The sequence below is a fragment of the Curvibacter sp. GW821-FHT09D12 genome (assembly GCF_059416245.1).
Map to the genome: position 1 here is coordinate 69,159 of NZ_JBWKOU010000022.1, position 13,085 is coordinate 82,243.

Consider the following 13,085-nt stretch of genomic DNA (forward strand, 5'->3'; position numbering starts at 1 on the left):
GAAGCCATGCACCGCTACACGGTGCTTTCCATGAGTCAATTGGCGGATTCTGCCGGTGCGACGGCGGGGTTGCGACGGCGGAACATGCCATACCCCTCCATGTGCAGCACCTTGTCGCCATGCTGATTGAACATCTCCCATTGGGTGCGCACCAGGCCCACGTCGGGGCGTTTGCTCATGGGACGGCTTTCCAGCACGGTGTGTTGCAGGCGCAGCGTGTCGCCGGGGAACACGGGTTTGAGCCACTTGATGCCCTCCAGGCCCGGTGAGCCCAGGCTGGATGATTCGCGCAGGAAGTGGGTCACCATCAGGCGCATGGCCATGGAGCAGGTGTGCCAGCCACTGGCACACAAGGCCCCGAACACCGAGGCCTTGGCGGCTTCGTCGTCCAGGTGAAAGGGCTGGGGATCGAACTGGCTGGCGAAGGCAATGATGTCTTCCCGGCTGGGGGAGATGGTGCCAAGGTCTTTCTGAAATCCGACGTGCAGGTCTTCCCAGTAATACCGAATCGAGCTTGCTTGGGTCATGAGAGGTTTGTTTGGTTGTCTCAACGGCCGCCAGAAACGTCCAGCAGCGACATGGTGGTGTAGCTTGCCGCGTCAGACAGTAACCACACAATCGCCTGCGCGACTTCCTCGGCGCTGCCGCCGCGCTGCATGGGCACCAGGTGGGCCAGGTCGCGCACCCGGTCGGGCAGGCCGCCTGAGGCATGGATGTCGGTCTCGATCAGCCCGGGCCGCACCGCATTGACACGGATGCCTTCGGCCGCCACTTCTTTGGCCAGGCCGATGGTGAAGGCGTCCACGGCGCCCTTGGCCGCGGCGTAGTCCACGTACTGGCCGGGCGAGCCCAGGCGGGCCGCCGCACTGGAGACGTTGACGATGGCGCCGCCGTCGCCGCCGTGGCGACGGCTCATGCGGCGCACCGCCTCACGGGCGCACAGCATGGTGCCGATCACGTTGATGTCGAACATGCGTTTCCAGCGCGTCACGCTCATGTCCTCGACCCGTGCGGTCACGTCGACCACGCCGGCGTTGTTCACCAGGGCGCTCAGACGCCCCAGTTTGGCGTCGACCTTGGCGAACATGCCCAGCACCTGAGCTTCGTCGGCCACGTCGGCCTGCACCGCCACGGCCTGCCCACCACTGGCGCGGATCTGGCGGACCACTTCATCGGCGGCCAGGGAGTTGGCCGTGTAGTTCACGGCCACTGCGTAGCCCTGCTGCGCCGCCAGCAAGGCGGTCGCTGCGCCGATGCCGCGGCTGCCGCCGGTGATCAACACTACTTTGCTCATATCCATGTCTCCAGCCAGATGGGGTCAATTGGGGTAAAAAGCCGCCTGTGCCCGGCGACGCGTGTGCCCGCTATTTTGCGTCGGGTGTCGGCAGAGCCCGGTCTTTGTCGGGTGTGCCGTTTGCATGTACTTTCCAACAGGAGTTTTCCATGGGTCAATTCATCGATCTGAAGGCCGCTGACGGCCATGTGTTCCCCGCCTATGTGGCGCAGCCCGCCGGCACGCCCAAGGGGGCTGTCGTGGTGCTGCAGGAGATCTTCGGTGTCAATTCGCACATCCGTTCGGTGGCAGATGGCTATGCCGCCCAGGGTTATCTGGCCGTGGCGCCGGCCACGTTCAACCGCGTCAAACCCGGGGTGGAACTGGGCTACTCCGAGGCCGACATGGGTGAGGGTTTTGGCTACAAGACCGAAGTCGAAGCCCTGCCTGCCCCCGGCGTGTTGCAAGACATCCAGGCCGCCATCGACCATGCGGCCCGCGCCGGCAAGGTGGGCATCGTCGGTTATTGCTGGGGCGGCCTGCTGGTCTGGCGCTCGGCCGTGGCGCTGACAGGCTTGAGCGCTGCTGTGGCCTATTACGGCGGTGGCGTGACCACACCCGACGAAGTGGCGCGTCAGCCCAAGGTGCCGGTGCTGGCGCACTTTGGTGACAAGGACCACTGGATTTCGCTGGAGTCGGTCGAGGTGTTCCGGGCCGCCCACCCTGAGGTGCAGGTGCACGTCTATGCTGCCAACCACGGGTTCAATTGCGATCAGCGTGGCTCGTATGACGAGGTGGCCGCGAACACGGCCCGTGAACGCACGCTGGCCTTCTTTGCGCAGCATCTGGCTTGAGGGGCCTGTGGCGCTGGCGCGGTGACAATCACGCCTTCCGCGCCACCTGTCCATCGAGTCTCCTGCCATGAGTTCCTTGCCCCCCGTCAATGAGGCGCTGCCTCTGTTTCCCCTGCAAACTGTGTTGTTTCCGGGGGGATGGTTGCCGCTGCAGATCTTCGAGGTGCGCTACCTGGACATGATTGGCCAATGCCACCGCGAGGGGCGGCCTTTTGGCGTGGTGTCGTTGCTGCAAGGCCAGGAGGTGCAGCGCGCAGGGGACTCTGCACCAGAGGCCTTCCAACGGGTGGGTACTCTGGCGCACATCGTCGGGCTGGAGCGGCCCCAACCCGGGTTGATGTTCATCCGTTGTGAGGGTGGGCAGCGGTTTCGCCTGGCCACACCGCAGCGTCTCAAGCATGGGCTGTGGGTGGCGCCGGTGGCCGAATGGTTGCCGGACGACCCGCTGGTGGCCGTGCCTGATCACCTCTTGCACGTGCAGCGCGCGCTGCAGGCCCTGGTGGCGCAAGGTGAAGCCGAAGTGCAGCGCCAGTCTCAGGCCGGGCTGGAGTTACCGGTCCGCCAGCCTTATCAGTGGCATGACGCGGGCTGGCTGGCCAACCGCTGGTGCGAGCTGCTGGGCTTGCCGGCAGCCCAGATGCAGCAGTTGATGAGCCTGGAAAGCCCTCTGCTGCGCCTGGAGCTGGTGGCAGATCTGCTGGAGCGTGATCACGGCCTGACGCCGCCGGACCCGCATTGATCGGGGGCCAGGCCTGGTTCAGCGCCTGGAGCGAGCAAGGTATTGCTTGCGCCAGAACACCACGATCAAGCCCAGCGCAATCAGTCCCATGGTGCCCATGGCCCACCAGAAGCCGGTTTCCCGGTGCACCAGAGGAATGAATTCGAAGTTCATGCCGAAGATGCCTGCGATCAGATTCAAAGGCAGGAACACGGCCGTCAGCGCCGTCAGGGTGCGCATGATGTCGTTGGTGCGGTTGCTCTGGGCTGAAAAATGCATTTGCACGGCGGTCTCGGCGCTTTGTTCCAGCCGACGCACATGGTGCACCACGCGCTCAATGTGCTCCAGCACGTCGCGGCTGCGCACCTTCAACAGGTCACGCTCGCGCTGTTCAGCCGGGGTTTGGGCGTCGGGCCAGGTTTCCAGGGCATCGATCCAGTCCTGGATGGCGGCGCGCTGGTCTTCGCAGATCTCGTCAAGCTGGTGAAGTGACAGCCGGGCCTCCAGCAGGGCGCTCCAGTTGTTGAAGCGGGTTCCGGGTTTGAGCAGAGAGCTTTGCCAGTGATCGAGCTGGCGCGTGAGTTCACGGCGCAGCTCCAGGTAGCCGTCCACCATCAGATTGACCAGCCGCAGCATCAGATCGGCCGGGTTGGCGGGCACGCGTGAGCCGGTGGGGCGCGGATCGGCATGGCCGTGGTTGAGCAGACGCGCGGCGTAGGCCTCGCGCACGCTGCAGTCGCTAGGGTGCACGGTGAGCAGCAAATGGTCGAACAAGGCAAAGCCCACCGGGCTGGTGTCGATGCGGCGCAGCACAGGTGGGCCGCCGCGGGTCGGTGAGCGCACCAGCGGCTCACCCGAATGGGCACCATCACTTTCACCGTGGCGGGTCGCCAGCCTGCGAAACACCAGCAAATCGTATTGCGAGGTGTAGTCGTAGTGGGAGGGCAACTGCTTGTTCAGCAGGTCGGAGATGTGCAGATCCACCAGTTGCAACCCCGTCCAGGCCTGCAAGGCCCCTTGCAGGCGACCTTGCAGGTGCTCGAATTCTTCACGCGAGCAGGCCAGCCACAGGTAGCCCTGCTCGGGCAAATGGGCTGGCAGGGTGTCGGTCTCGCTGATGTTCGAGCCTTGGATCGAGAAAATGCGCATGGGGGCGGCTGCGTGCCCTCAGGCTTGTTGTTGCAGGGCTTTGGCGGCGTCGATGGCGAAGTAGGTGAGTACGCCATCGGCACCGGCCCGTTTGAAGGCCAGCAGGCTTTCCAGCATCACGGCATCGTGATCGAGCCACCCGTTCTGGGCGGCGGCCTTCAGCATGGCGTACTCGCCGCTGACCTGGTAGGCAAAGGTGGGCACATGGAACTGGTCCTTCACGCGGCGCACGATGTCCAGGTAAGGCATGCCGGGTTTGACCATCACCATGTCGGCGCCTTCGGCCAGGTCCAGGGCCACTTCGCGCAGGGCTTCGTCGCTGTTGCCGGGGTCCATCTGGTAGACCTTCTTGTTGCTCTTGCCCAGGTTGGCGGACGAACCCACGGCGTCACGGAAAGGGCCGTAGAAGGCGCTGGCGTATTTGGCGCTGTAGGCCATGATGCGGGTGTGGATCAGGCCCTGCGCTTCAAGCTGGTCGCGGATGGCGCCAATGCGGCCATCCATCATGTCGCTGGGGGCCACGATGTCGACCCCGGCCTGAGCCTGGACCAGCGCCTGGCCCACCAGTACCTCGGTGGTCTCGTCATTGAGGATGTAGCCGCTGTCGTCGAGCAGGCCGTCTTGACCGTGGCTGGTGAAAGGGTCCAACGCCACGTCGGTCATGATGCCCAACTCGGGCACTTCCTTTTTGAGGGCTTGCACCACGCGTGGGATCAAGCCGTCCGGGTTCAGCGCTTCTTTGCCGTCGGGGGTTTTGAGCGCCGCATCGATCACGGGGAACAGGGCCATCACGGGGATGCCCAGGCGAGCGCATTCTTCGGCCTGGCGCAGCAGCAGGTCCAGGCTGAGCCGTTCGACGCCAGGCATCGAGGCCACGGCCTCGCGGCGGTTCTGGCCTTCATGCACGAACACGGGGTAGATCAGGTCATGGGCGCTCAGGCGGTGCTCGCGGACCAGGTTGCGCGTGAAGTTGTCGCGCCGAAGGCGGCGCGGGCGATTGGCGGGGAAGGGGGCGGGGTGGAGGAGAGGGGAGGTCATTCGAAAATTGTGCCTCATACCTCGTCGTTCAGTAAATGACGCAGTGGAATGGTTGTTTCAAAAATATCATTTCCATATTGGATATCCGGTAATTTGTGGCGACGTGCGGCTTTTTTCTGACGAAATTCAATGTAAATCTGAATTTCCTGCTTGAGTTTGGTCAGTGACTTTGCTAAATTACCCCTGGGCAGCTTGCTGCTCCCCGCTTTTCCTCCCTGAGCGGGTGCCTTGATGTGTGACAGCAAAAAGGCTTCCTGACCCGGCCGATGGCCGGGTTTTTTTTTGCCTGCCCTGTGTCAACACAAGGCTTGGCATCGCTTGCCGTGGTGCTTCTGGACAGGCGGGGATCTGGCCCTACACTGACGCCATGCTCTGGATCAAAGCCTTTCACATCGTCTTCGTGGCCAGCTGGTTTGCCGGTCTGTTCTACCTGCCTCGCATTTTTGTCAATTTGGCCATGGTGCCGGTGGGTTCTGTGGCCGAGCGAGAGCGTTTGTTGCTGATGGCCCGCAAATTGTTGCGATTCACCACCTTGCTGGCCGTTCCGGCATTGGCCCTGGGCGCTGTTCTCTGGCTGGGGTATGGCATTGGCCGCGGGCCGGGCAACGGCTGGATGCATGCCAAGTTGATGGTGGTGCTGCTGGTTCTGGCTTATCACCATGTCTGTGCCAGATTGCTTCGCCAGTTTGTGGCCAATCAGAACCGACGCGGGCATGTCTGGTTCCGTTGGTTCAATGAAGCGCCGGTGCTGCTGATGCTGCTTGCTGTGGTGCTGGTGGTGGTCAAGCCGTTTTGATGCCGGAGGCGGGTGCCGTGTCTGAACACAAAAGCGCAGCCTGGCCTCTGGCCCAGGTGTATGCGGCGCTGATTGTTTATGCCAGCCTGTACCCGTTTGGTGAGTGGCGCACTCAGGGGATCTCGCCTTTTGCATTCCTGCTGGCGCCCTTGCCTCGGTACTGGACCGGTTTTGACGTTCTGTCGAACGCCCTGGGTTATGGCCCCTTGGGCTTTTTGATCACTCTGGGGGGGCTGCGCAGCAGGTTGGCTCGCCCGCTGCTGTTGGCGGTGGGGGTGGCGTTGGGCCTGTCGTTGGTGATGGAGAGTTTGCAGAGCTATCTGCCCTCGCGGGTTCCCTCCAATGTGGATTTGTTCCTCAACGGGTTGGGTGGGATTGTGGGGGCCATGGCGGCGTGGGGTTTGGAGCGCCTGGGGGCGTTGGATCGCTGGACCCTGTTCCGTGCGCGCTGGTTCGTGCCGGAGGCGCGTGGGGCCTTGGTGCTGCTGGCCTTGTGGCCGGTGGGCCTGCTGTTCCCGGCGGCGGTCCCTTTGGGTTTGGGCCAGGTCATGGAGCGGGTCGAAGAGGGTTTGGCCGACTGGTTGGCTGATACGCCTTTGCTGGATTGGCTGCCTGTGCGAGATGTGGAGCTGCAGCCTTTGATCCCGAGTGCCGAACTGCTCTGTGTGGCGCTGGGGGCGTTGGTGCCTTGCTTGCTGGCCTACAGCATTGTCCGGTCCTTGCCCAGGCGTCTGGCCATGCTGGTGCTGGTGCTGGGGGTGGGCCTGGGTTTCACCGCCTTGTCGGCCGCCTTGAGTTACGGCCCGGTGCACGCCTGGAGCTGGCTGAGTCTGCCGGTGCAACTGGGCCTGGTGCTGGCGGTGTTGCTGGCGCTGCCATCGCTGTGGCTGACTCGTCGGGGGTGTGCTGCTTTGTGCCTGCTGGCACTGGGCATCCACCTGTCTATCTTGAATCAATCGCCGACCAGTGCCTATTTTGCCCAGACCCTGCAGACCTGGGAGCAGGGGCGCTTCATCCGGTTCAATGGCTTGGCGCAATGGGTAGGCTGGTTGTGGCCTTATGCCACGCTGGTTTATCTGGTCAGTTGGATGGCCCGGCGCGAGCCGGTTTGAGGTCGGAGCGATGCCCTGGGGCCGCTTCTCTCTAAAATGGCGCCATGTCCGAATCCTCTACCGTCAAGGCCGCCACTGGCGCTGTTGCCGATGGCGCGCCGCAGCTGGCTGCGCAGCCCTCCTATTACGAGCGGCACATCTTTTTCTGCCTCAACGAGCGCATCAATGGTGAGGACAGTTGTGCTCACCACGGAGCCAAAGAGGCCTTTGACCGCTGCAAGGCTCAGGTCAAGGCCGCCGGGCTGGCGGGGCCTGGCCAGGTGCGCGTGAACAAGGCCGGGTGCCTGGATCGCTGTGCCGGTGGGCCCGTGGCGGTCGTCTACCCAGAGGCGGTCTGGTACACCTTTGTGGACCCCAGCGACGTCGATGAGATCGTGGAATCCCACCTCAAGAACGGCAAGGTGGTGGAACGACTTCTGACGCCGCCCCATCTCGGACGTTGATTTGTTGTTGGATATCGAACCGGGTCGCATCCTGGCGGAGCGACCCGGTTCTGTTTGAGAAGGTATCGCCATGAATGCCCAAACCTTTAAGCTTGAACTCGTGGGGCCTTCCGGCGCTCTGCAAGGCTTGCGCGACTCGGCCTCTGTGCCAGAAGGTGGCGCCCCGAGAGGGGTGGCCATCATCGCCCACCCGCATCCGCTGTTTGGCGGCACCATGGACAACAAGGTGGTGCAGACCTTGGCGCGTGCCTTCGTTCAGTCGGGTTGGGATGCCGTCCGATTCAACTTCCGGGGGGTGGGTGGCAGCGCTGGCGTCTGGGATGAGGGGCGTGGGGAGATTGACGATTTTCTGGCCGTCCTGGAGCAGCAGGCGCCTCATGGGCCCATTGCCATCGCAGGGTTCTCTTTTGGCGCCTATGTGGCCAGTCATGCCCTCAAGGCTGTCTGCTCCAGTCGCGAGGTGGACCGGGCGGTCTTGGTCGGTACCGCTGCCTCACGCTTCCAGGTGGCCGAGCTGACGCCAGAATTGCATGAGCGGGCGCTGGTTCTGCATGGTGAGCAGGACGATACGGTGCCCCTGTCGGCGGTGATGGATTGGGCGCGTCCTCAGGCGCTGCCGGTGATGGTGGTGCCCGGAGGGGGGCACTTCTTTCACGGTCAGCTGCCGTTGTTGAAAGCGCTGGTGATGCGCCATTTACGCCCCTGACGACGTGCGAAGCCATGAACTTTGGGGTGCGTTGGGCGCTCTCATGGTTTGGCTGCGCCTTCGCGGTCCCTGTGTTTTTCGGCTCTGCGTACGCGCTCTTCGCATGAATTCTTTTTTCAAGCCCCTGCTGGCCTCCATCCTCATCGTCGCCTCGCTTCGTGCTGGGGCGCAGGCACCTCAGGTGCCGGAACTGGCGGCCCGCTCCTACCTGCTGATGGATGTGACGGCCCATCAGATCCTGGCGGAGAAAGACATCGACTCACCGGTCGAGCCGGCTTCTCTGACCAAGCTGATGTCGGCCTACCTCGTCTTTGATGCGCTGAAGGCTGGGCGGATCGAGCTCGCGCAGCGACTGCCGGTCAGCGACCGAGCCTGGAAAATGCCTGGTTCGCGCATGTTCATTGACCCCAAGATGAAGGTGCCGGTAGAGGACTTGATCAAGGGCATGGTGGTTCAATCCGGCAATGACGCCACCATGGCTTTGGCGGAAGGGGTGGGAGGCTCGGCCGAGCACTTTGTCGAACTCATGAATGCCCAGGCCAAGGTTCTGGGGATGAAGAACACCGTTTACAAGAACCCTGAAGGCATGGTCGAGGCTGGCCATACCAGCACGGCGCGTGATCTGAGCATTCTGGCCACCCGCCTGATCCTTGATTTTCCGGACTACCTCCGCTACTACGCCATCAGGCAATACCGCTATGAGGGCTCGCCTGCCACGAACGCCAGCAATCGCAACCTGCTGCTGTTTCGCGACCCGACGGTGGATGGCTTGAAGACTGGCCATACCAATGCGGCAGGCTATTGTTTGATTGCCACGGCCAAAAGAGACTTTCCGAATGTGGGGGGGCGACGGTTGCTGTCGATCGTGCTGGGGGCGGCCAGTGAGAATGCGCGGGCCAATGAAAGTCAGAAGCTGTTGAATTGGGGCTATACGGCCTATGAAGCTGTCAAACTGTTCGACGCGGGCCAGCCTGTGGTGACGCCGAGTGTCTGGAAAGGCAAGGAGAGCACGGCGCGCCTGGGCCGCCCGGAGGCGATTGTGGTGGCGGTGCCTGCAGGTCAAGCCGGCAAGTTGCAAACCCTGGTGACAAGACCCGACCCGGTGGTGGCCCCTTTGCAGAAGGGGCAGGGCATCGGTACCCTGAAAGTCAGCTTGGCCGATCAACCCTTGCTTGACGTGCCGCTGCTGGCCCTGGACGGCGTCGAGCAGGCCGGCGTCATGGGGCGAGCCTGGGACGCTCTGCGACTCTGGATCAAGTGATGGGGTGAGGGTTTGTCAAGCCGTACTTGCCCCCAAAAGCCCGACCTGATACATTAGAAGGCTTTTCGGAATTTCCGAAGGGTTGCACATTTGCGCGTCAATCTGATTTGACTTGCATGGGCTGTATGACCGCAGTGACTGCTGAGTGATCCGTTTGGACGGCTCGGTGGTTTGCTCCAGCGGTTTTTGCGGCTCGGCATGGTGATCAGACAGGTGCGTTTCACGCGTGTGCAGTGCCGTGCGGTGTCGATTGCTCGGCTTTTTTGTAATTTTCAAACGTTTAGGGACGTTTCATGCCAACCATCAACCAGCTCGTGCGTCAGGGGCGCGAGGTCGAAAAGACCAAGTCCAAGAGCCCCGCGATGCAAAACTCCCCCCAGCGTCGTGGCGTGTGCACTCGTGTGTACACCACGACCCCCAAGAAGCCTAACTCCGCTCTGCGTAAGGTTGCCAAGGTGCGCCTGACCAACGGTTTTGAGGTGATCTCCTACATCGGCGGTGAAGGCCACAACCTGCAGGAACACAGCGTGGTGCTGGTTCGCGGCGGTCGTGTCAAGGACTTGCCCGGTGTGCGTTACCACATCGTGCGTGGTTCGCTCGACTTGCAAGGCGTGAAAGACCGCAAGCAATCGCGTTCCAAGTACGGCGCGAAGCGCCCGAAGAAGGCCTAAGCAATTTTGCTGTCAGCCACGGGTGAATGGTTCCCGAAAGCGTCACAGCTTTGAAAAACATCGGTGTTTGAATGGCCTGGCTGGCCTTCAGACGTAGTGACCCGAACAGTGCCATGTTGGCGCGGGGTCGAGTAAGTGAGTTGCCCCATGGCACTCGCGGTACCTGAAATGGTGCCAACTGAAGCATAGAGGTGAAGAAATGCCACGTCGTCGCGAAGTCCCTAAACGTGAAATCCTGCCGGACCCGAAGTTCGGTAACGTCGAGCTGTCCAAATTCATGAACGTGATCATGGAAGGCGGCAAGAAGGCGGTCGCAGAACGCATCATTTACGGTGCTCTGGACCTGATCGCCAAGAAGCACCCTGACAAGGACGCCCTGGAAGCTTTCACGGTTGCCATCAACAACGTGAAGCCCATGGTCGAAGTGAAGTCCCGCCGTGTCGGCGGTGCCAACTACCAAGTGCCTGTGGAAGTCCGCCCTGTTCGTCGTCTGGCTCTGTCCATGCGCTGGATCAAGGAAGCCGCCCGCAAGCGTGGCGAAAAGTCGATGGCCCAACGTCTGGCCAACGAACTGCTCGAAGCCACCGAAGGCCGTGGTGGTGCCATGAAGAAGCGTGATGAAGTTCACCGCATGGCCGAAGCCAACAAGGCTTTCAGCCACTTCCGCTTCTAAATAGATCCATCCCCTCGCGTCTGAGAGCCCGCCTTTGTGCGGGCTCTCAGCGATTAACGGAGAAATTTCATGTCCCGCAAGACCCCCATCGAGCGCTACCGCAACATCGGTATTTCTGCTCACATTGACGCCGGTAAGACCACTACCACCGAGCGTATCCTGTTCTACACCGGTGTGAACCACAAGATCGGTGAAGTGCATGATGGCGCAGCCACCATGGACTGGATGGAGCAAGAGCAAGAGCGCGGCATCACGATCACCTCGGCTGCCACGACCTGCTTCTGGAAGGGCATGGACATGTCTTTCCCCGAGCACCGCATCAACATCATCGACACCCCCGGCCACGTTGACTTCACCATTGAAGTTGAGCGCTCGATGCGCGTGCTGGACGGTGCTTGCATGGTTTACTGCGCTGTGGGTGGCGTGCAGCCCCAGTCTGAAACCGTGTGGCGTCAGGCTAACAAGTACAAGGTGCCGCGTCTGGCCTTTGTGAACAAGATGGACCGTACTGGTGCCAACTTCTTCAAGGTCGTGGACCAGATGAAGCTGCGCCTGAAGGCCAATCCTGTGCCTATCGTGATCCCCATCGGCGCTGAAGAAAACTTCAAGGGCGTTGTGGACCTGCGCAAGATGAAGGCCATCATCTGGGATGAAGCCTCGCAAGGCATGAAGTTCAACTTCGAAGAGATCCCGGCCGACCTGCTGGAAACCGCCAAGGAATGGCGTGAAAAGATGGTCGAGGCTGCAGCCGAATCTTCGGAAGAGCTGATGAACAAGTACCTGGAAGAAGGTGACTTGACCGAAGAAGAGATCACCCACGGCCTGCGTACCCGTGCCATCGCCTGCGAAATCCAACCGATGCTGTGCGGTACCGCCTTCAAGAACAAGGGTGTGCAGCGCATGTTGGACGCCGTGATCGAACTGATGCCTTCGCCTGTGGACATTCCGCCGGTGAAGGGTACGGACGATGACGAGCAGCCGGTCAGCCGCAAGGCCGACGACAGCGAGAAGTTCTCGGCCCTGGCATTCAAGCTGATGACCGACCCGTTCGTGGGTCAGCTGACCTTCGTTCGCGTTTACTCCGGCGTTCTGAGCAAGGGCGACACGGTCTACAACCCGGTGAAGGGCCGCAAGGAGCGCATTGGTCGTATCGTGCAGATGCACGCCAATGAGCGCCAGGAAGTGGACGAAATCCGCGCTGGCGACATCGCTGCCTGCGTGGGCTTGAAGGACGTCACCACCGGTGAAACCCTGTGCGATCCCGATGCCATCGTCATGCTCGAACGCATGGTGTTCCCTGAGCCTGTGATCCGTCAGGCTGTGGAACCCAAGACCAAGGCTGACCAGGAAAAGATGGGCATTGCCCTGCAACGTCTGGCTTCGGAAGATCCGTCTTTCCGCGTCAACACCGACGAAGAATCGGGCCAGACCATCATCGCCGGTATGGGCGAGTTGCACCTGGAAATCATCGTTGACCGCATGAAGCGCGAATTCGGTGTGGAAGCCAACGTGGGCAAACCGCAAGTGGCCTACCGCGAAACCATCCGCAAGTCGGTTTCTGACGTCGAAGGTAAGTTCGTGCGTCAATCGGGCGGTAAGGGTCAGTACGGCCACGTGGTGTTCACTGTCGAGCCGAACGAAGTGGGCAAGGGTTTTGAATTCGTCGACGCCATCAAGGGCGGTGTGGTTCCTCGCGAATACATCCCTGCCGTTGAAAAGGGTGTGATCGAAGCCTTGAACAGTGGTGTGCTGGCCGGCTACCCGGTGGTGGACGTCAAGGTCACCTTGACCTTTGGTTCGTACCACGATGTGGACTCGAACGAAAACGCGTTCAAGATGGCTGCCATCTTCGGTTTCAAGGAAGGTTGCCGCAAGGCCAGCCCGGTCATTCTGGAGCCTATGATGGCTGTGGAAGTCGAAACCCCTGAAGACTACGCCGGCAACGTGATGGGTGACTTGTCCAGCCGTCGCGGTATGGTTCAGGGCATGGACGACATGGTCGGTGGTGGCAAGGCCATCAAGGCCGAAGTGCCGCTGTCGGAAATGTTCGGCTACTCGACCACGCTGCGTTCGATGTCGCAAGGTCGCGCGACCTACACGATGGAGTTCAAGCACTACAGCGAAGCTCCGCGCAACGTGGCTGAAGCCATCGTGGCAGCCCGCGCCAAGTAATTGGCACTTGCCCCGCGCCTGCAGAGGTGGCGGGGCATCCTCATTTGTCTGCGATCCGGTGCCCCTTTGTCCCCGTGCGAAGGGATTGAGCAACTGGATGCAGACGTAAAACCACACACGGGATCGCTCTTTTTGGAGATTGAAAATGGCAAAAGGCAAGTTTGAACGTACCAAGCCGCACGTGAACGTCGGCACCATCGGTCACGTTGACCACGGCAA

General features: G+C 61.6%; 15 protein-coding genes and 1 pseudogene. 11 read left to right on the forward strand and 5 right to left on the reverse strand.

The window, feature by feature from the left end; translation table 11 throughout:
- Positions 1–35 precede the first annotated feature (35 nt).
- Positions 36–527: a MaoC family dehydratase gene (locus tag AC07PT_RS24995; protein WP_492350056.1), complete on the reverse strand. Its 492-nt coding sequence runs from the start codon at positions 525–527 to the stop codon at positions 36–38.
- A gap of 20 nt (positions 528–547) precedes the next feature.
- Positions 548–1,294: an SDR family oxidoreductase gene (locus tag AC07PT_RS25000; protein ID WP_492350055.1), complete on the reverse strand. Its 747-nt coding sequence runs from the start codon at positions 1,292–1,294 to the stop codon at positions 548–550.
- A 149-nt stretch (positions 1,295–1,443) separates the two neighbouring features.
- On the opposite strand from AC07PT_RS25000, the gene AC07PT_RS25005 reads away from it, so the two are divergent.
- Complete coding sequence (locus AC07PT_RS25005) at positions 1,444–2,127, forward strand: dienelactone hydrolase family protein (protein WP_494658494.1); 684 nt, start codon at positions 1,444–1,446, stop codon at positions 2,125–2,127.
- Positions 2,128–2,194: 67 nt separating this feature from the next.
- Positions 2,195–2,866 carry an LON peptidase substrate-binding domain-containing protein gene (locus AC07PT_RS25010; protein ID WP_494658495.1) on the forward strand — a complete coding sequence of 224 codons (672 nt, stop codon included), beginning with the start codon at positions 2,195–2,197 and terminating at the stop codon, positions 2,864–2,866.
- A gap of 18 nt (positions 2,867–2,884) precedes the next feature.
- Here the strand turns inward: AC07PT_RS25010 and AC07PT_RS25015 are convergent, their stop codons facing one another.
- The 3 genes from AC07PT_RS25015 to AC07PT_RS25025 are packed head-to-tail and all read right to left on the reverse strand — an operon-like array spanning position 2,885 to position 5,277.
- On the reverse strand, positions 2,885–3,994 hold the full coding sequence (locus AC07PT_RS25015) for a magnesium transporter CorA family protein (protein ID WP_494658496.1): 1,110 nt from the start codon (positions 3,992–3,994) through the stop codon (positions 2,885–2,887).
- Between the two features lie 18 nt (positions 3,995–4,012).
- The gene (gene hemB / locus AC07PT_RS25020; RefSeq protein WP_494658497.1) at positions 4,013–5,032 is read right to left on the reverse strand and encodes a porphobilinogen synthase; all 1,020 of its coding nucleotides are present in this window, start codon (positions 5,030–5,032) and stop codon (positions 4,013–4,015) included.
- Positions 5,033–5,046: 14 nt separating this feature from the next.
- Positions 5,047–5,277 carry a hypothetical protein gene (locus tag AC07PT_RS25025; protein WP_494658498.1) on the reverse strand — a complete coding sequence of 77 codons (231 nt, stop codon included), beginning with the start codon at positions 5,275–5,277 and terminating at the stop codon, positions 5,047–5,049.
- 122 nt (positions 5,278–5,399) lie between these two features.
- Between AC07PT_RS25025 and AC07PT_RS25030 the strand changes: the two genes are divergently transcribed.
- From AC07PT_RS25030 to AC07PT_RS25070, 9 genes and pseudogenes are all read left to right on the forward strand, one after another.
- The gene (locus AC07PT_RS25030; protein WP_492350049.1) at positions 5,400–5,828 is read left to right on the forward strand and encodes a CopD family protein; all 429 of its coding nucleotides are present in this window, start codon (positions 5,400–5,402) and stop codon (positions 5,826–5,828) included.
- The gene (locus AC07PT_RS25035; protein WP_492350048.1) at positions 5,828–6,940 is read left to right on the forward strand and encodes a VanZ family protein; all 1,113 of its coding nucleotides are present in this window, start codon (positions 5,828–5,830) and stop codon (positions 6,938–6,940) included. The genes AC07PT_RS25030 and AC07PT_RS25035 overlap by 1 nt, the downstream gene beginning before the upstream one ends.
- Positions 6,941–6,984: 44 nt before the next feature.
- Entirely contained in the window at positions 6,985–7,383 is a 399-nt protein-coding gene (locus AC07PT_RS25040) for a (2Fe-2S) ferredoxin domain-containing protein (protein ID WP_492350047.1), read from the forward strand.
- A 70-nt stretch (positions 7,384–7,453) separates the two neighbouring features.
- Complete coding sequence (locus AC07PT_RS25045; protein ID WP_494658499.1) at positions 7,454–8,089, forward strand: alpha/beta hydrolase; 636 nt, start codon at positions 7,454–7,456, stop codon at positions 8,087–8,089.
- A 103-nt stretch (positions 8,090–8,192) separates the two neighbouring features.
- The gene (locus AC07PT_RS25050; RefSeq protein WP_492350045.1) at positions 8,193–9,350 is read left to right on the forward strand and encodes a D-alanyl-D-alanine carboxypeptidase family protein; all 1,158 of its coding nucleotides are present in this window, start codon (positions 8,193–8,195) and stop codon (positions 9,348–9,350) included.
- Positions 9,351–9,643: 293 nt separating this feature from the next.
- Positions 9,644–10,021, forward strand: coding sequence for a 30S ribosomal protein S12 (gene rpsL, locus AC07PT_RS25055; protein WP_017759704.1), 378 nt, complete (start codon positions 9,644–9,646; stop codon positions 10,019–10,021).
- Positions 10,022–10,220: 199 nt separating this feature from the next.
- Positions 10,221–10,694: a 30S ribosomal protein S7 gene (rpsG, locus tag AC07PT_RS25060; protein ID WP_019577824.1), complete on the forward strand. Its 474-nt coding sequence runs from the start codon at positions 10,221–10,223 to the stop codon at positions 10,692–10,694.
- Positions 10,695–10,763: 69 nt separating this feature from the next.
- Positions 10,764–12,866: an elongation factor G gene (gene fusA, locus AC07PT_RS25065; protein ID WP_492350044.1), complete on the forward strand. Its 2,103-nt coding sequence runs from the start codon at positions 10,764–10,766 to the stop codon at positions 12,864–12,866.
- A gap of 145 nt (positions 12,867–13,011) precedes the next feature.
- Positions 13,012–13,085 (forward strand): annotated as a pseudogene (locus AC07PT_RS25070) (GTP-binding protein); the annotation flags it as partial.